20 protein-coding genes are annotated in these 16,433 nt (G+C 68.4%); 9 read left to right on the plus strand and 11 right to left on the minus strand.

The window, feature by feature from the left end; genetic code table 11:
• Positions 1-76 precede the first annotated feature (76 nt).
• On the minus strand, positions 77-1,948 hold the full coding sequence (locus tag ABD116_RS37460; RefSeq protein WP_343982036.1) for a DEAD/DEAH box helicase: 1,872 nt from the start codon (positions 1,946-1,948) through the stop codon (positions 77-79).
• 190 nt (positions 1,949-2,138) lie between these two features.
• On the opposite strand from ABD116_RS37460, the gene ABD116_RS37465 reads away from it, so the two are divergent.
• Positions 2,139-2,657 carry a DinB family protein gene (locus ABD116_RS37465; protein ID WP_343982039.1) on the plus strand — a complete coding sequence of 173 codons (519 nt, stop codon included), beginning with the start codon at positions 2,139-2,141 and terminating at the stop codon, positions 2,655-2,657.
• A 3-nt stretch (positions 2,658-2,660) separates the two neighbouring features.
• Here the strand turns inward: ABD116_RS37465 and ABD116_RS37470 are convergent, their stop codons facing one another.
• From ABD116_RS37470 to ABD116_RS37485, 4 genes are all read right to left on the minus strand, one after another.
• Positions 2,661-3,332, minus strand: coding sequence for a TetR family transcriptional regulator (locus tag ABD116_RS37470; RefSeq protein WP_343982042.1), 672 nt, complete (start codon positions 3,330-3,332; stop codon positions 2,661-2,663).
• Positions 3,304-3,726: a thiol-disulfide oxidoreductase DCC family protein gene (locus tag ABD116_RS37475; protein ID WP_343982044.1), complete on the minus strand. Its 423-nt coding sequence runs from the start codon at positions 3,724-3,726 to the stop codon at positions 3,304-3,306. Before ABD116_RS37475 ends, ABD116_RS37470 begins: the two co-directional genes overlap by 29 nt.
• Positions 3,727-3,732: 6 nt before the next feature.
• Positions 3,733-4,176 (minus strand): hypothetical protein, encoded by a 444-nt coding sequence (locus ABD116_RS37480; RefSeq protein WP_343982046.1) that lies wholly within the window; start codon positions 4,174-4,176, stop codon positions 3,733-3,735.
• A gap of 103 nt (positions 4,177-4,279) precedes the next feature.
• Positions 4,280-5,365, minus strand: coding sequence for an amidohydrolase family protein (locus ABD116_RS37485; protein WP_343982049.1), 1,086 nt, complete (start codon positions 5,363-5,365; stop codon positions 4,280-4,282).
• Here ABD116_RS37485 and ABD116_RS37490 point away from each other — a divergent pair.
• Positions 5,364-5,729 carry a nuclear transport factor 2 family protein gene (locus ABD116_RS37490; RefSeq protein WP_343982052.1) on the plus strand — a complete coding sequence of 122 codons (366 nt, stop codon included), beginning with the start codon at positions 5,364-5,366 and terminating at the stop codon, positions 5,727-5,729. The two genes, ABD116_RS37485 and ABD116_RS37490, sit on opposite strands and share 2 nt — an antisense overlap.
• A gap of 145 nt (positions 5,730-5,874) precedes the next feature.
• Entirely contained in the window at positions 5,875-7,290 is a 1,416-nt protein-coding gene (locus ABD116_RS37495) for an ankyrin repeat domain-containing protein (RefSeq protein ID WP_343982055.1), read from the plus strand.
• Here ABD116_RS37495 and ABD116_RS37500 read toward each other — a convergent pair.
• Positions 7,280-8,383 (minus strand): calcium:cation antiporter, encoded by a 1,104-nt coding sequence (locus ABD116_RS37500; protein WP_343982058.1) that lies wholly within the window; start codon positions 8,381-8,383, stop codon positions 7,280-7,282. The two genes, ABD116_RS37495 and ABD116_RS37500, sit on opposite strands and share 11 nt — an antisense overlap.
• 22 nt (positions 8,384-8,405) lie before the next feature.
• Here ABD116_RS37500 and ABD116_RS37505 point away from each other — a divergent pair, with 22 nt between their 5' ends.
• Positions 8,406-8,918, plus strand: a complete 513-nt coding sequence (locus tag ABD116_RS37505; RefSeq protein WP_343982061.1) for a GNAT family N-acetyltransferase — start codon at positions 8,406-8,408, stop codon at positions 8,916-8,918.
• Here ABD116_RS37505 and ABD116_RS37510 read toward each other — a convergent pair.
• Positions 8,915-9,310: a VOC family protein gene (locus tag ABD116_RS37510; RefSeq protein ID WP_343982064.1), complete on the minus strand. Its 396-nt coding sequence runs from the start codon at positions 9,308-9,310 to the stop codon at positions 8,915-8,917. The genes ABD116_RS37505 and ABD116_RS37510 overlap by 4 nt on opposite strands.
• Positions 9,311-9,358: 48 nt before the next feature.
• On the opposite strand from ABD116_RS37510, the gene ABD116_RS37515 reads away from it, so the two are divergent.
• Positions 9,359-10,237, plus strand: a complete 879-nt coding sequence (locus ABD116_RS37515) for an SCO6745 family protein (protein ID WP_343982067.1) — start codon at positions 9,359-9,361, stop codon at positions 10,235-10,237.
• Here the strand turns inward: ABD116_RS37515 and ABD116_RS37520 are convergent.
• Together ABD116_RS37520 and ABD116_RS37525 are read right to left on the minus strand one after the other, a co-directional pair.
• Positions 10,234-10,428: a hypothetical protein gene (locus tag ABD116_RS37520; RefSeq protein ID WP_343982070.1), complete on the minus strand. Its 195-nt coding sequence runs from the start codon at positions 10,426-10,428 to the stop codon at positions 10,234-10,236. The genes ABD116_RS37515 and ABD116_RS37520 overlap by 4 nt on opposite strands.
• Position 10,429: 1 nt before the next feature.
• Entirely contained in the window at positions 10,430-11,014 is a 585-nt protein-coding gene (locus ABD116_RS37525) for a TetR/AcrR family transcriptional regulator (RefSeq protein ID WP_343982073.1), read from the minus strand.
• Positions 11,015-11,109: 95 nt separating this feature from the next.
• Here ABD116_RS37525 and ABD116_RS37530 point away from each other — a divergent pair, with 95 nt between their 5' ends.
• Entirely contained in the window at positions 11,110-12,336 is a 1,227-nt protein-coding gene (locus tag ABD116_RS37530) for an FAD-dependent monooxygenase (protein WP_343982076.1), read from the plus strand.
• On the opposite strand, the gene ABD116_RS37535 is transcribed toward ABD116_RS37530, so the two are convergent.
• Positions 12,287-13,174 carry a LysR family transcriptional regulator ArgP gene (locus tag ABD116_RS37535; protein WP_343982078.1) on the minus strand — a complete coding sequence of 296 codons (888 nt, stop codon included), beginning with the start codon at positions 13,172-13,174 and terminating at the stop codon, positions 12,287-12,289. The two genes, ABD116_RS37530 and ABD116_RS37535, sit on opposite strands and share 50 nt — an antisense overlap.
• 79 nt (positions 13,175-13,253) lie before the next feature.
• Here ABD116_RS37535 and ABD116_RS37540 point away from each other — a divergent pair, with 79 nt between their 5' ends.
• The 3 genes from ABD116_RS37540 to ABD116_RS37550 are packed head-to-tail and all read left to right on the plus strand — an operon-like array spanning position 13,254 to position 15,489.
• Positions 13,254-13,850, plus strand: coding sequence for a LysE/ArgO family amino acid transporter (locus ABD116_RS37540; RefSeq protein WP_343982081.1), 597 nt, complete (start codon positions 13,254-13,256; stop codon positions 13,848-13,850).
• Positions 13,851-13,892: 42 nt separating this feature from the next.
• Complete coding sequence (locus ABD116_RS37545; RefSeq protein ID WP_343982084.1) at positions 13,893-14,660, plus strand: class I SAM-dependent methyltransferase; 768 nt, start codon at positions 13,893-13,895, stop codon at positions 14,658-14,660.
• 22 nt (positions 14,661-14,682) lie between these two features.
• Entirely contained in the window at positions 14,683-15,489 is an 807-nt protein-coding gene (locus ABD116_RS37550; protein WP_343982087.1) for an MBL fold metallo-hydrolase, read from the plus strand.
• Positions 15,490-15,493: 4 nt separating this feature from the next.
• Here ABD116_RS37550 and ABD116_RS37555 read toward each other — a convergent pair whose 3' ends face one another.
• On the minus strand, positions 15,494-16,411 hold the full coding sequence (locus tag ABD116_RS37555; protein WP_343982090.1) for an SDR family oxidoreductase: 918 nt from the start codon (positions 16,409-16,411) through the stop codon (positions 15,494-15,496).
• Positions 16,412-16,433 lie beyond the last annotated feature (22 nt).

Here is a 16,433-nt window from a genome sequence, read left to right on the forward strand (position 1 = left end):
AGTGGCCGGAGCGAGCTAGCGGCGATGCCGCGGGCTAGTGCCCGGGGCCGCGTCGCCGGCCCGTACCGGTGGTTGGCTAACGGCTACGCCGCGCGCCACCGGCACGGGTGCCGGCGGAGAATGCGGCTGCTCCAGCCGGACGGCTGCTGGCGCCGGGGGTGGTGGTGCTGTAGGTCTTCGGCGCGGCCGATGAACCGCCGCGACCTTGGGACCGGGTCTTAGTCTGGCTTCCGCCAGTGCGGCCGCCGCCCTGTCCACCGGAGCCGTTGCCCCGGCCGCCACCGCTCGCACCGCGACCTGCACCAGCGCCTGAGCTGGTTGCGGAGCCGGAGCGCTCGGAGCGAGGGCCGCCTGCGCTCTTGCCGGAGCCGGAGCCAGTGCCCCGGCCTGAGCCGGTGCCGCGTGTGGAGCCGGCGCCTCGTGCGGAGCCAGATGCACCGCGGCCTGCGCCGCGACCGCGACCGCCGCCGCCTGCTCGGCGTACGTCGTCGTCGGCGACCACCTTGATGGTCGGGGTGACGAAGGTGCGTTCGCCGGGGGCCAGCTCAGCGAGCAGCGGGTCGCCGACGCGGAGCTTGGTGACCGTGGCGGCGATACCGGCCTTGCGGGTGAGGTCGCGGACGTCGCGGACCTGGTCGTCCGTCATCAGCGTGACGACGGTGCCCTCGGCGCCGGCGCGGGCAGTACGGCCGGACCTGTGCAGGTACGCCTTGTGCTCGATCGGCGGGTCGGCGTGGATGACCAGCGTCACGTCGTCGACGTGGATGCCGCGCGCCGCGATGTCGGTCGCGACCAGCGTCTTGGCGGAACCGTCGGAGAAGGCCTCCAGGTTGCGCGTCCGAGCGCCCTGCGACAGGTTCCCGTGCAGCTCGACAGCCGGGACACCCTGCGCGATGAGCTTCTTGGTGAGCGACTTCGCGCCGTACTTCGTCCGCGTGAAGACCAGCGTCCGGCCCGGCGCCGCGGTCAGGTCGACGAGCACCGGCAACCGGCTGTCGGACTGAACGTGCAGCACGTGATGGGTCATCTTGGCCACCGGCGACTGCGCCGAGTCGACGCTGTGCGTGACCGGCGACTTCATGAACCGCTTGACCAGGACGTCGACACCGGCGTCCAGCGTGGCCGAGAACAGCAGCCGCTGGGCGTTCGCCGGAGTCGCCTCCAGGATCCGCCGGACGGCGGGCAGGAAGCCGAGGTCGGCCATGTGGTCGGCCTCGTCCAGCACGGTGATCTCGACCTGGTCGAGCTTGGCGTGACCGGTCTTGACGTGGTCCTCGAGCCGGCCCGGGCAGGCGATCACGATGTCGACGCCGCGCTTCAGCTGGGTGATCTGGGGACCCGCGCCGACGCCACCGAAGATGGTCATCGTGCGCAGGTCGAGCGCGTCGGTCAGCGGCGTGATGGAGGCCTGGATCTGCGTCGCCAGCTCCCGCGTCGGCGCCAGGATCAGCGCGCGCGGGTGGCTCGGCCGGCGCTTGGTGCTGCTCGTGGTGAGCCGGGCCAGCACGGGCAGGACGAACGCGTAGGTCTTGCCGGAACCGGTCCGGCCGCGGCCGAGCACGTCCTTGCCGGCCAGCGAGTCAGGCAGCGTCGCCGCCTGGATCGGGAACGGCTTGAGGATGCCGGCGGCCGCCAGCGCCTTGACCAGCCCGGCGGGTACGCCGAGGTCGTCGAAGGTCAGGTTCTCGTCGACGACGGTCGGTGCGACCTCGGCGTACGACGCCTGCTTGCTCTCGGCAACCCCGCGACCGCTGTCGGCGGAACCACGGCGACCGGCCTCGGAGGCGGTCACCGGCCGGCCGGAGCCGGCCGCGGAGTTGTTGCCGTCGGCACCGGTACGGCGCCGGCGACGGGGGCGCGCCGGGGCCTCACCCTGGGCGCGCGGGGGTCGTGCTGAGGTAGAAGGGGTGGAATTGGGCGTGGTGTTGCTGGGGCGGCGTGCCGCCATGAAGTACTCCAAAAGATCGGGGGTCGTCCTGCCCGGCGCAGCTTTTGAGCCGCGGCGCGTGGTGGTCGACTGCTAGCGCAGCGTATGCACTGAGATCGGCCCGAGGCAGAACTGGGCGGGCCGTCACATTCAGTGTACGGCACTGGCCGACCTCTGGCAGAGAGTTACCTGATCTGGGTATCTTTCCGCCGTGACCGCCGCTGAGGAGTACCGCGTAGACCCCCCGACCGTAGGCACCGAGCGCGAGCTGCTGCAGGCCTACCTCGACTTCCACCGGGGCACGTTGCTGTGGAAGACCTCGGGACTGACCGGGGAGCAGCTCACCGAGAAGGCGATCGAGCCGTCCACGATGAGCCTGATCGGGCTCGTCCGGCACGCGACCGAGGTCGAGCGCTACTGGATCCAGATCTGCCTCGACGGCCGTTCGTTCGACCTGCTCAAGACCTGGAGCCAGGAGTTCCCCGACGGCGACTTCGACCTGGTCGACCCCGAGCGCGTCGAGGAGGACTTCGCCGACTTCCGCGAGACGACCAAGCTGAACGACGAGATCCTGGCCGGCTATGACCTCGACCACACCTTCGTCCGCCCACGGGTCGGCACCGAGCACACCGTGCGCTCCCTGTACTTCCACCTGATCCAGGAAGCCGCCCGCCACAACGGCCACGCCGACCTCTTCCGCCAGCACCTCGACGGCTCGACCGGCGAGTAGTACTCAGACGCCCTTGAGCTGGCGGATCACGCCGACCAGGTCGTTCACGACGCCCTTCACACCGGGGATGCGGGTCAGCCGCAGCAACCTGTCCACCAGCGGCACTGTGCTGGTGATCAGCAGCTTCGTGCGGCGCAGCCCCGAGCTGTCGTCGTGCACCCAGAACAGGACGATCCCCATCTGCATGAGCCAGAGCAGCTCCGGCAGCTCTGCTCGCAGGTCGGCGGGGAGCTTGAGGTCCGAGCCCTCCACCACCTGACGGAAGATCTCGATACTCGCCTCCCGGGCCGGCCGGGACTCCTCACTGAACGGTGACAGCGGGCTCTTCGGCTCGGCCGCCGTCTTGAAGAACGTCCCGGCGAACTCGTGATAGGGCTCGGACACGTCGAGCCAGCTCCGCAGTACGCCGGTGAGCCGCTTGGTGAACGACTTGTCGCCGGACAGGATCTCCTGCACTGCTTCGCGATGCAGCACCTGCAGGTGGTCGTAGTACGCCTGCATCAGGTGCTCTTTGGAGCTGTAGTAGTAGTACGCGTTCCCGACCGACACCCCCGCCTCGGTGGCGATGGCCCGCATGGTCGTCTTCCCGTACCCCTGCTCCCGGAACAACCGCAGAGCCGTCGACAGAATCAGCTCACGCGTCTGCTCACCCTTGGCGGTCGCACCGTCCGTCACATCCGTCAGCGTAGTCACCCCCGATCAACTCCGAGTTCCTGCTCCGCAACCCCGCCGCCACCTGCACCATCGCCCGCGCCACCGGCCGCATCGCCGGACTTGCCAGCCGTACTGCGGTCGCCCGGTACTCCCAGGTCGCCCACAGACACACGATCCACGCCCGGTCGCCGACGTACACCGCTCCGTCGTCGGCGACCACCGTCACCTCGCGCAGTGTGGCCGCATGGTCCAGCTCCGGGTAGCGCCGCCTGGCTTCCGTCGACCCCGCCGCGACGAATCCGAGCCGCACCACTCCACCCAGGCCGTTCGGCCCTGGCTTCTGCCCCGCCAACCACTCCTTGAAGCGCCGGCAGAGGCCGCACTGCGCGTCGTACAGGACCACCAGCTCTTGCATGGTTCGTCAGTAGCCCGAGGGCATCGGCTGCTGGGTGCCGGTCAGCGGAGGCTGGAAGGGAGCGGTACCGACGAAGGTGTTCGCGGGGACTGGGGGTGTGGTCATCTCCTCCAGGCGGCTGCGGCGGCGGATCGCGTTGAAGGTCCAGACGTTGAGGAGGTGCAGGACGCCCAGGACGACCATCACGATGCCCAGCTTCACGCTGAGTTGCTCGAGTACGCCGCGGGCGTCGACCACGGTGCTGCCGGACCGCAGGAAGAGCGTGACGAAGCCCAGGTTGACCAGGTAGAAGCCGACCACGAGCAGCCGGTTCACCGCGTCGGCGAAGTCCTCGTTGCCGTGGAACACGTCGACCAGGAAGATCCGCCCGTTCCGGCTCAGGGTCCGCGCCACCCAGATCGTCAGCGGCACCGCGATCAGCAGGTAGATCAAGTAGGTGACCACCGTCATTCTCACCACGTCCTCACGTTTTGAACACGTTCAACTCTCTGACAGGACGACAGTAGGCCTGCTTCTTGAACATGTTCAAGAAGCAGGTTCGGTGAGCTGGGTCTCAGCGGATGCGGAGGCCGCGCAGTACTACGGCCGCCGGGGTGGCCAGTACGTCGGGACGCTCCCGCGGGTCTTCGTCGTACGTGACGAGGTCGCCCTCCCCCTCGAGGCCGAGGAACTCCCGGGCGCAGGTGCTCGCGGCCTCCAGCGCCTGGGTGACCGTCAGGCCGTGGCGGACGAGCTGCTCGACCTCACCTGCGACCGTGCCGACGACGTCCGAGCCAGCTAGGACGCGTACGCCGTACTGGCGGGCCAACTGCAACATCGCCGCCGCCTTCTCCGACCTGGCTTGCCTGCGCGCACGGCGCTCGGGGGTGTCGTTCTCCGCGCCGAACATGGCCGCCGAGAGGGTCGGAGTCCACGCTCCGCCCCGGGCGCCCAGTACTTCGAGATCCTCGGCGGTGAGGTCATCACCGTGCTCGACAGAGTCGATCCCCGCCCGCACGAGCTCGCTGACGAATGGAGTCTGGGTGTGTGCCGCGACTCGGGCGCCGCGAGCATGGACGGCGGCAACCATCTCGGCGACGGCGTCGGGCTCGTAGTTCGGGGTCACCGCGCTGCCGCGGATCGGGCCGTCGGGGCCGACCGCGGGGAAGTCGCCGACGAGCTTGATCCACGTGGCTCCGGCGTCGATCTCGGCCTCGACCGCAGCGATCAGGCCTGCGGCCGGTACAGGTTCGTACATTCCCGGGAAGTAGCTGTCCGCCGGCGCGACGAACCGCCCGGCCGCGAGTACGACTGGCCGGCCGTCCTCGGGGCCGGCGGCAAGCTTCAGGGTGACGGACCGATTGCCGCCGACATCCCGCAGCGCACCGACGCCGGCCTGCGCGAGGTCGTCGAGCATCGTCCGCGCCTCGGTCTCGCCGAGCAGTACCGGTCCGTGATCGCCGACGCCGAAGGTCAGGTGACAGTGCGAGTCCACCAGCCCGGGCAGCGCGAACCGGCCGGGCAGTGTCTCCCGGTCGCCTGCGCCCGCTTCGAGATGGACTTGGTCGCCGGCCGGCAGGCCGATTCCGTCGAACACCCAGGTCGCCATGGCCCGATCCTCCCCGGAGATCAGCTCATCGCCCGGCAGAATGCTGGCCATGGCGCTCAAGGAGAAGCACCTGGATCGCTGGGTGCAGGCCTACCGGCGAGCCTGGGAGTCGAACGATCCCGAGCACATCGCCGCCCTGTGGACCGAGGACGCCGCCTTCTACCGCCGCCCCGACGAGGAGCCGGTACTGGGCCGCGACGCGATCGTGAACGCCTGGCTGGAGGTCGCCGACGCGCCCGGCGAGACGCTGTTCGAGTACCAGGTGCTGGGCTTCGGCGACGGCGTCGGCTTCGTCCGCGGCTGGACCACGTACCAGACCGACCCGCTCGGCGAGTACAGCAACCTGTGGGTGATCCGCCTGGACAAGGACGGCCGGGCGCACGAATTCACCGAGTGGTGGATGGAAAAAGCCTGAGGTCGTAGGATCGGGATCAGGCACTCAGGGTGCCACCGGTCCGCGGGAAGGGCTCAGCCCACCTGATCTCGAGGTTGAGTTTGCGGTATCCACCTCCTTTCTCGCCTGACGACGCGGACAGCAGGCACGCAGAGAGGAGGTCGCCATGCCGACCCGTAATCTTCCGAACTCGCCGCGCCTGGAGCACCTGAAGAACCAGGCCAAGACCCTGCTCAAGCAGGTCCGCGCCGAGGATCCCGAGGCCGTCGCGCTGGCCGCCGAGTTCTATCCCGTGAGCACGCTCGCGGACGCGCAGGTCGCGATCGCCCGCAGCTACGGCTTCGCCAGCTGGCCCCGGCTGGTCCACCATCTCGAACTGGTCGACCGCTACAGCCGCTCCCCGCACGAGGCGCCGAGCAGCTCGAACCCGATCGAAGAATTCCTCAAGCTGGCCACGCTGCACTACGGCCAGGACGATCCGGCCCGGCAGCTGGCCGCCCGCGAACTCCGCGATGAAGTTGCATTGAGCAACATCTACACTCAGGTCGTCGCAGGGGAAGTCGAGGCCGTCCGGGCCTCGCTGGCCGACGAGCCATCGCTGGCGAAGCGAGAAGGTGGTCCGTTCCGCTGGGAACCCCTTCTGTACTTGACGTATTCGCGCCTCCCCGTGCCCACCGAAGCACCGCTGGAGATCGCGAAACTGCTGCTCGCCAACGGCGCCGATCCGAACGCCGGCTATCTCTGGTCGGGCATGCCGTCACCCTTCACCGCCCTGACCGGCGCCTTCGGGCGAGGCGAGGGCGACCAGCCACCGCACCAGAACCGGCTGGAACTGGCTCGCGTGCTGCTCGAGGCCGGCGCCGATGCGAACGACAGCCAGACGATGTACAACTGCGGCCCCGGCTGCCCACCGCCGTACGACGACGACCACCTGGCGCTACTGCTCGAATTCGGTCTGGGCAAGGGCGACGGCGGCCCCTGGCACGAGCGGATGACGACGGCGCACCCGACTCCGCGGCAGCTGTTGGAGGACGAGCTGGTCTTCGCTTCCTCCCAAGGCCTGCTGCACCGGGTCGAGTTGATGCTTGCTCAAGGCATCGATCCTGATGCGCGCGGAACCGAGCACCCGGGCTTCTGCGGCCATCGTGCCTACGAGCTGGCGGCGGTGGCCGGCTACACCGAAGTCGCTGAGCTGCTGGAGGCCGCGGGCGCGGCACCACTGGATGACGTGCACGAGTTGTACGCCGCCGCCCTGCGGGGCGAGTCGGTTGCCGCCGACCCGGAATTGGCTGCGCGGGCAGTACGGCGGAATCCGTTCGTACCGATCCGGGCCGCCGAAATGGGGCGGACAGAGGCGATGGCGCCTTTGCAGGAACTCGGATTCGACCTGAGCGTGCTCGCGATGAACACGCCTCTCCACCAGGCGGCCTTCCACGGCCACCTCGACACCGTCAAGAAGCTGATCGAACTCGGCGCCGACCCGTCGATCGAGGATCCCTCGTACCACAGCACGCCGCGCGGGTGGGCCGAGCACAACCACCAGCAAGCGGTCGTCGACTACCTGGACAGCCTCAAGGGCTGACGGTCAGGAAGAGGAACGAGCCGAAGATCATCAGGTGGACCGCGCCCTGCAACAGGGTGGCCCGGCCGGTCGCCAGGGTGAGCATGCTGACCACCACGGTCAGCGCGAACAGCACCATCTCCTTGCCGCCCAGGCCGAGGACGAGCGGCCCGTCGAGCCAGATCGACGCGATGGCGATCGCCGGGATCGTCAGTCCGATGCTGGCCAGGGCCGAGCCGAGCGCGAGGTTGAGGCTGGTCTGGAGGCGGTTCCGCAGTGCGGCTCGTACTGCGGCAACCGTCTCCGGCAGCAGCACCAGCAAGGCGATCACGACGCCCACGACCGCGAGCGGCGCGCCGGCCGCCTCGACCGCGGACTCCAGCTTCGGTGACACCGTCTTGGCCAGGCCGACGACAGCGATCAAGCAACCGAACAACAACGCAAGACTCACCAGGGCGACCCCGGTGCTGGGCGCTTCGGCATGGACGTCTTCTGCATCCTCCTCGGCTGCCTCAGTCACCGGAAGGAAGTAGTCGCGGTGGCGGATCGTCTGGACGAAGACGAAGACGCCGTACATCACCAGCGAAGCGACGCCCGCGAAGGCGAGCTGAGCCGCGCTGAACGTGGCGCCCGGAGTACTGGTCGTGAAGGTCGGCAGCACCAGGCTGAGCGTGACGAGTGCCGTCATCACCGCGAGCGCGCTGCCAGACGCGTGCACCCGGAACTCCTGCGTCTTGTGCCGCAACGAGCCGACCACGAGCGCGAGCCCGAGGATGCCGTTGCAGGTGATCATCACGGCGGCAAAGACTGTGTCGCGGGCAAGCGAAGCGGCCTTGTCGCCACCGGACGCCATCAGCGTCACGATCAGTGCGACCTCGATCACCGTCACCGCGAGTGCGAGGATCAGCGTTCCGAACGGTTCGCCGACCCGGTGCGCCACGACCTCGGCGTGATGAACGGCCGCGATCACCGCCGCGCCGAGGCCGGCGCAGATGAGGATGAGCAGGATCACACCCGGCTTGCTGCCCCAGGACACGGCAAGGACGATGAGCGCGAGTGGGGGCACGGCCAGACTCCAGCGCGGCAGCCCGGAAAGCACATGAGTCTTTGTCATCCCCTGTGATTCTATCGGTTCCATGGAGATCCGAGAGGCCGTCGCACAGGACTGGGACGCGATCTGGCCGTTCTTCCGCGACATCATCACCGCGCGTGAGACCTACACCTACGATCCAGAGCTGACCTTCGAGCAGGCTCAGGCGATCTGGATGTCACCGTCGTCGTCCCTGCCGGCGAGGACGACGGTCGCGATCGATGCCGAGGGCAAGGTTCTGGGCAGCGCGAACATGTACCCGAACCGCCCCGGCCCGGGCGCGCACGTCGCCAGCGCGAGCTTCATGGTCGACGCCGCCGCCCGCGGCCAAGGGGTGGGCCGGGCGCTCTGCCAGGACATGATCGACTGGGCCGGCCGCAGCGGGTTCCGGTCGATCCAGTTCAACGCGGTGGTCGAGTCCAACACCGCCGCCGTGCGGCTCTGGCAGTCACTCGGCTTCGAGATCGTCGGCACCGTGCCCGAGGCGTTCCTCAGCCCCGCGCACGGCTACGTCGGACTGCACGTGATGCACCGGCCGCTCCGGAAGCCGGCGCTCTAGAAGGAGGCGAGCTCCTCGGGGGTGAAGGCACGCAGTACGCAGAACTCGTTGCCTTCGGGGTCGGCCATCACGACCCAGGAGGCGGACTCGTCCTGGCCGACGTCGACCCGCTTGCCGCCGAGGGTCTCGATCCGGGCGATCTCGGCCGCCTGGTCGGTCGGGCGCAGATCCATGTGGACGCGGTTCTTCAGCGACTTGGTCTCGTCGGCCGGTACCCGGAGGAACAGGATGTCGGGCACGATGCCGTCCTCGGGGCTGCCCTCCGGCGGCTCCAGCACGGACTCCTTGTCCACCTCGTGGGTGATCCGCCAGCCCAGCACCTCGGCCCAGAACCGCGCCTGCGCGGCGGGGTCGATCGCGTCGTAATTCACACACTGCACCCGGATACTCATGGCCGACACCCTCTCATCGCCGAGGTTCCATCTGCTTTGATCGGGGGCATGACCGACTCGCGCGCCCGCCGGCTGTGGAAAGTCCTGGAGCCGTTTCACGCGATCACGTACTTCGCACCCGACACCCGCAAGGCCACTGACGCGCTTGGCCTGCGTGGCGGCTGGATGAGCTACTTCGCCTGCCGGGCCGCTCCGCTTGGCGCGGTCAGTCCCGAGCTCGTTACGGCGATCTTCTACAACTTCCACCCGTCGATGGTCGCCCGCGCTATCCCCGACGCATGGACCTTCGCCACGCCCGCGCAGCTCCTGACCACACGCCTGCAGGCGGTAGACAGCGCAGTACGCGCCTTCCCCGGCTCAGACCCAGCCGGTACGCCGATACGCCGCGCCGCCGAATTGGCCCGACACGCAGCCGAGCTGGCCCCGACGGCCGGCCGGCCCCTTGCAGCGGCCAACGCAGCACTCCCCTGGCCCGACGAGCCCCACCTCGTGTTGTGGCAAGCCACCACGATCCTGCGGGAGTCTCGCGGCGACGGACACGTCTCCGCGCTGGTCGCGGCCGGGCTGTCTCCGTGCCAGGCGCTCGTGACCCTGTCCGCGGCGGGCGGCCCGTCCAAGGAGGTCTTCCAGCTCAACCGGCGCTGGAGCGACGACGAGTGGGCGGCCGCGTCCGAGGATCTCCAGGCACGCGGGTTGCTCACCGCGGACGGCGTACTGACTGATGCCGGGCAGTCGCTGCGGCAGTCGGTCGAGGACACGACTGATCGACTCGCCGAGCAGGGATGGGCAGCCTTCGGCGACGCCGACGCGGAGGAGCTGGACCGGCTCGTCCGGCCGATCAGCGGCGCGATCATTGCCGCCGGCTTGGTACCGGACGACAATCCAATGGCGATGCGCTGGGACGCTACACCGCCTACGGGGCACTAACGCTTCTGCGGACCCCGGAAAGTGACGTAGAGCAGGGAGATCCCGAAGGCCGCGACCACCGGGCCGATGACCGCCCAGATCTGCTTGCCCGACATCGAACTGCCGCCGATGTAGCCGAGCCCCTGCAACGCCCACACCACACCGAGAACCGTCAGCAGCAGGCCGAAGGCCGCCGGTAGCGCTTTCTTCATCTCACGACCCTAGCTGGGTCGAGATGAGTTGGATCGCCTTGGCCAGGTCTTCACCCTTGGGCGCCTTCTCGGGGTCGAAGAGCCAGAGGGCGATCACGCCGAGCATCAGCGCCTGGTAGAAGGTGCCGACCTGCTGGACCGTCTCCGGGTCGGTGTTCTCATCGGCCGACCCGAACAGCATCGCCAGCCCCTCGCGCGCCTCGCCCTGCATCTTCGACAACGCCTCGAGCAGCTCAGGCAGATGCGCGCCCAGGCTCAGCACCTCGTACTGCGTGACCCACAGCGCGCGCGTCTGCGGCGACTCCAGCGTCTTCACCGCTTGACCCCAGGTGGCGGCGAACCGCTCCCGGACGTCGACCTCACCCGGCAACTCGGCGCTCATCGCCTTGCCGACGTCGGCGCCCCACTCGTCCAGCGCCTGACGCATCGCCTCGTTCATCAGCGCTTCCTTGGACCCGAAGTGATAGCCGATCGCGGCCAGGCTCACCCCGGCCGCCGTCGCGATGTCGCGCGCGGTGGTCCGGCTGTAGCCCTTCTCCATCAGGCAGGTCTTCGCGCCCTCGATCAGCGCCTCGCGATTTCCCATGCCACGATCCTAGCCGACGTCTGACACAAACGTCTTGCACAACTGTCTTAGACCATCGTACAGTCGTCTCGTCACCCCACCTCCAGGAGCTGAAAATGACGAACAAGACGGTGCTGATCTCGGGTGCGAGCGTCGCCGGACCCGCGCTGGCGTTCTGGCTGGAGCGCTTCGGCTACACCCCGACCGTGGTCGAGCGGGCGCCCGAGCCACGGCCCGGCGGCTACGCGGTGGACTTCCGCGGCGCCTCGCTGAAGGTGCTCGAGCGGATGGGCCTGCTGGATCAGGTCCGGGCGAAGGCGACCGAGCTCGGCGAGCTGACGTACGTGAACGAGGCGGGCAAGCCGGTCGCCGTGATGAAGTCGACTGTGCTCAGCGGCGAGCTCGAGGTGCTCCGCGGCGACCTGGTCGAGATCCTGTACGACGCCACCCGGGCCAAGGTCGAGTACCTGTTCGACGACTCGATCACGACACTGCGGCAGGACGAGACCGGCGTCGACGTCACCTTCGAGCGCAGCGGCTCGCGGCGCTTCGACCTGGTGATCGGCGCGGACGGGCTGCATTCGAACGTACGCCGGATCGCCTTCGGGCCCGAGTCGCAGTACATCCACGATCTCGGTTACTACAACTCCGTCTTCACCGTCCCGAATCACCTCGGCCTCGACCACACGGCCCGGTTCGTGAACGTGCCCGGCAAGACGGCCGGCACCTACAGCGCGCGGGACAACACCGAGGCGAAGGCGCTGTTCTACTTCACGTCGGAGCCGTTGAAGTACGACCGGCACGACGCGGCGGCGCAGCAGCGGATCCTCACCGACGCCTTCGCGGGAGTCGGCTGGGAGGTACCACGGCTGCTGTCCGGTATCGCCGGGTCGCCGGACTGGTACTTCGACTCGGTCAGCCAGATCAAGATGCCGAGCTACTCGATCGGGCGGATCTCGCTGGTGGGCGACGCGGGGTACTGCGCTTCACCGCTGTCCGGGATGGGGACGAGTCTCGCGATCGTCGGGGCGTACGTGCTGGCGGGTGAGTTGGCGGCGGCTGGTGGCGATCACGTGCTGGGCTTGCCGGCGTACGAGGAGCGGATGCGGGGGTTCGTCAAGGCTTGCCAGAAGCAGGGAAAGGACAGTGGCCAGTGGTTTGTGCCTGGTAGCAAGGCGTTTCTGAGGATCCGGAACCTGAACTTCAAGCTGCTGCCGTACCTGCCGTGGCGCAAGCTGATCGACGAGCTGCCATTGAAGGTGGGCAACTCGATCGAGCTGCCGGACTACTCGGTCAACGCGTCCGCAGACCTGCCTCAGCAGCCTGGAGCACAGCAGCGGTGAGGGCGTCCAGGACGGCGGAGTCGAGCTTCCAGTGCTGCCAGTACAGCGGCACATCGACATACTTGCCCTGGGCAACCTCTACCAAGCGGCCGTCGGCCAGCTCATCCTCCACCATTTCCTCCTCGATCATCCCCCAGCCGAGGCCGAGCCGGATCGCCCGGACGAACGGCCCCGGCGCGGGGATCGAGTGGGTCGGCGGGTCGAGCCGGCGCCGGGTGACTTTGCGGAGCAGGCGGTGCTGGAGCATGTCCTTGGCGTTGAAGACGATCATCGGCGCAGTTTCGAGTGCCTCAGGCAACGGTTTGCCGGTCAGCCAGCGGTCCGCGAACTCGGGGGTGGCGACGGAGAGGTACCGCATCTTGCCGAGCGGTTGGACGCGGCAGCCCTGGACCGGTCGGGGATCGCCGGTGACCGCGGCCAGTACGGTGCCGTTGCGCAGCAGCTCGGCCGAGTGGTCCTGGTCTTCTTGGTGCAGATCGAATGCGGTCACCAGCTCGGGCGGGACGGCGAAGAGAACGGGCAGGAACCAGTTGTTGAGTGAGTCGGCGTTGACCGCGATCGGGAGGCGGAGGCCTTCGAGCCTTCCCTTGACGGCGGCGATCGTCTCGACCTCCAGCAAGGAGACCTGGCGGGCGTGGCGTAGTACGGCCTCGCCTGCTTCGGTGGCGCGGGCGGGTTTGGTCCGCTGGACCAGGACATGGCCGAGGCGGCTCTCCATCGCTTTGATCCGCTGACTGACCGCCGACGGCGTGATCATCAGCTTCCGGGCCGCCGCATCGAAACTGCCCTCATCGATCACGGCCGCGAAAGTGTCCAGCTGAGCTGAGTCGAGCTGCATTTTCGCCTCTTAAGAACTGCTAATGGTGGCGTAGGAAGTTTAGCTGGTTTGTCTTCGGGTCGGCTTCTACGGTCGAGGCATGCCCCTGCTTGCCGGCTTTGCCACCACACTGTCGCTGATCGTCGCGATCGGCGCGCAGAACGCCTTCGTCCTCCGCCAAGGCCTGCGCCGCGAACACGTGCTGCCGGTGGTACTGATCTGCGCGCTCTCCGACGCCGTGCTCATCTCGAGCGGCATCGCCGGCCTCGGCGCGTTGATCACCGGCAGCCGGACCGCACTCCACATCGCGCGCTACGGAGGCGCACTCTTCCTTCTCACGTACGCCGTGATCGCGGCTCGCCGGGCCCTGAACCCGTCGGCGCTCAGCCCGGCCGATCACGCCCCGAGCGCCTTGCGCAGCGTCGTACTGACCTGCCTCGGATTCACCTATCTCAACCCGCACGTGTACCTGGACACCGTCGTCCTGCTCGGGTCGCTGGCCAACCAGCGCGGTACCGATGGTCGCTGGATCTACGGCCTCGGCTCGGTCTCCGCCAGCTTCGCCTGGTTCTTCACGCTCGGCTTCTTCGCCCGGCGGCTCGGCCCGATCTTCGCTCGCCCGCGCGCCTGGCAGTACCTGGACGGCACCATCGCGCTCCTGATGGCCGGACTGGCAGCCTGGATGCTGGTGGGATAAATGGCAGGCGCCCGGAGCGCGGAAGATGCCAGGATGCCAGGCATGGTTGAGCGCGCTTTGAGCTTCGGGTCGGTGGCGGAGGCGTACGACCGGTTCCGGCCGGGGTATCCGCTGGAACTCCTCGAGCTGGTGACGGAGTACGCCGGTGAGCCGCCGATCCGGACGGCGCTCGAGATCGGCGCTGGGACTGGCAAGGCGACGCGTCTGTTCGCGCAGGGCGGGATCGCGGTCACGGCGACCGAACCGGACGCGGCGATGCTCGCGGAGTTGCGCAAGCAGTTGCCAGCAAACGTCACCACCGTGCAAGCCGCTTTCGAGGACTTGCCGCTGGATACGTCGTACGGGCTGGTGTATTCGGCTGCGGCGCTGCATTGGACCAACCCGGTGGGCCGGTGGGAGCGGATGGCCGCACTCGTCCAGCCGGGTGGGGTGTTCGCCAACTTCGGGGTGCCGATCCAGCTGGCCGATCCGGATCTCCAGGAGGCGGCGCGCGCGGCCCGCTTGCCGTACTTGGATGACGACGGCGTGCCATCGCCCGACGGGACATCGGCGGATCGCCCGATGCAATGGCCGGGCACGGAGCTTGAGCAGTCCGAGTGGTTCACCGATGTACGGCAGGTGGTGATCGAACGGCTCCTGCCGATGAGCGCCGTCGACTACGTCGGGCAGCTCTCGACGGTTTCGGCGTACGTGCTGCTCTCGCCCGCCGATCGGGACGAGGTCTTCCGGCGGACCCTCGAGGCTCTCCCCGAGACCGTGGAACTCGACGCGCAGGTCCACGTCCACCTCGCTCGCCGCTTGGGAGACTAGCTTTCTTTGGAGGGTTTGCCGCGTGGACGTGACGGTCTTGTGTGATGCGGTGGCGGTGTTTCCGGAGTCGGTGGAGACGGCGTTGCCGGGCTGGTCTGCAGCGGAGGCTGAGTGGACGGCGGTGGCCGCGCCGGGGAATGTGGCGGCCGAGGGTGGATGGTGGCTGCATTTTCATAGCTACCTGGTGACTTCGGCGGCTGGTGTTCTGCTGGTTGATACGGGGATCGGGCCGGCCGGCGGTGAGGCGGCTGAGTGGTTGGGGACGGCTGGGCGGTTGCCGGCCTTGCTGAAGTCGGCGGGGGTGGCGGCTGGGGAGGTCGACACCGTGGTGTTGACACACATTCATCTGGATCACGCGGGATGGAATCTGGCCGAGGCGGTGCCGCGGTTTGGGAACGCGACGTACGTGGTGCAGCAGGCCGAGGTTGAGCATGCGCGGGGGTCGGCGACGTACGAGCGGTTGGTCAGGCCGCTTGAGGATGCTGGGCAGATGCGGGCTGTGGACGGAGAGGTGTCGCTCGACGGTGGAGTGCGGTTGTTGCCTACGCCGGGGCACACGCCTGGGCATCAGTGCGTGGTGACTTCGCGGGCTGTGCTCGGGGGCGATGTGCTGGTGCATCCGGCGCAGGGGCGCTGGCCGGAGTTGACCTATGTTTACGAGAGGGACCCGGCGGTTGCGGTGACGTCACGGCGGGAGGTGCTGGCGTTGGCGGCGGCTAGCGGAGTACCGATTGCTGCTGCGCATCCGCAGATGGCACTGGACAGTTCCGGGATTCCCTTGCCTGCTAGGGATTCCGGGTTCGGCGTCTGCTCGCCGTACAAGCTCTAGGCGGTCAGCGGTAGCCGGTGGTGTCGGCTGGCTTGCCCTGGGATTCGACCTCGACGATGTAGCGCCAGGCGTCTGGTTGGCTGCCGTCGAGGTCGGTGAAGCCGTAGACCTTGGCCAGTTCGCCGCTGGACAGTGACTTGCCGTGGTACCGGGAGACGTCGGGGTCGGCGGCCAGTGCGGCCACTGCGCGTCCGACGTACGAAGGGCTCTCGGAGATTGCGAAGTGCGGGATGCGCTCGGTCGCGTCGCGCCAGTTGTCCTCGGTGACGCCGAAGCCGTCGAGCATCGCCTCCGAACGCAGCCAGCCGGGAGTGAGCAGGATCGAGGTCGTGTCGTACTTCTCGAGCTCATGCGCCAGCGCGAAGGCCATCCGGCTGACCGCTCCCTTCGCGACGTCGTAGAAGAACGAGACGCGGTAGTTGGTCGCGTTGTACTCGTCCGTGCCGTCGGTCATCTCGACCACCAGGCCGCCGGGCGACTTGATCAGCAACGGCAACGCGAAGTGGCTGGTGATCGCGTGCGTCTCGACGCCGAGCCGGAACAGCTTGAGCCCGTCGTCGAGCGGCGACTCCCAGACGGTCTTGTCCCAGCTCGGTTCGCCGGTCTGGCCCCAGATGTCGTTCACGAGGATGTGCAGCGCACCCTGCTCGGACTCGATCCGCTCGACGAGCGCCTTCACCTGCTCGGGATCGGTGTGATCAACCCGTACTGCGATCCCGCGACCGCCGGCCGCGTCGACGAGCTCGGCGGTCTCCTCGATCGTCTCGGGGCGATCCATCTCCGAGCGCTGTGCTCTGGTGGACCGGCCTGTCACGTAGACGGTCGCGCCGGCCGCGCCGAGCTGGACCGCGATCCCTCGTCCGGCCGCCCGCGTCCCGCCGGCCACCAACGCCACCTTGCCCGCCAGGGTCTTCTCGCTCATCTACTGCCTCCCGGTGTAGCCA

Origin of the sequence: Kribbella koreensis (genome assembly GCF_039525325.1) — a bacterium.
Classification (GTDB): Bacteria; Actinomycetota; Actinomycetes; order Propionibacteriales; family Kribbellaceae; genus Kribbella; species Kribbella koreensis.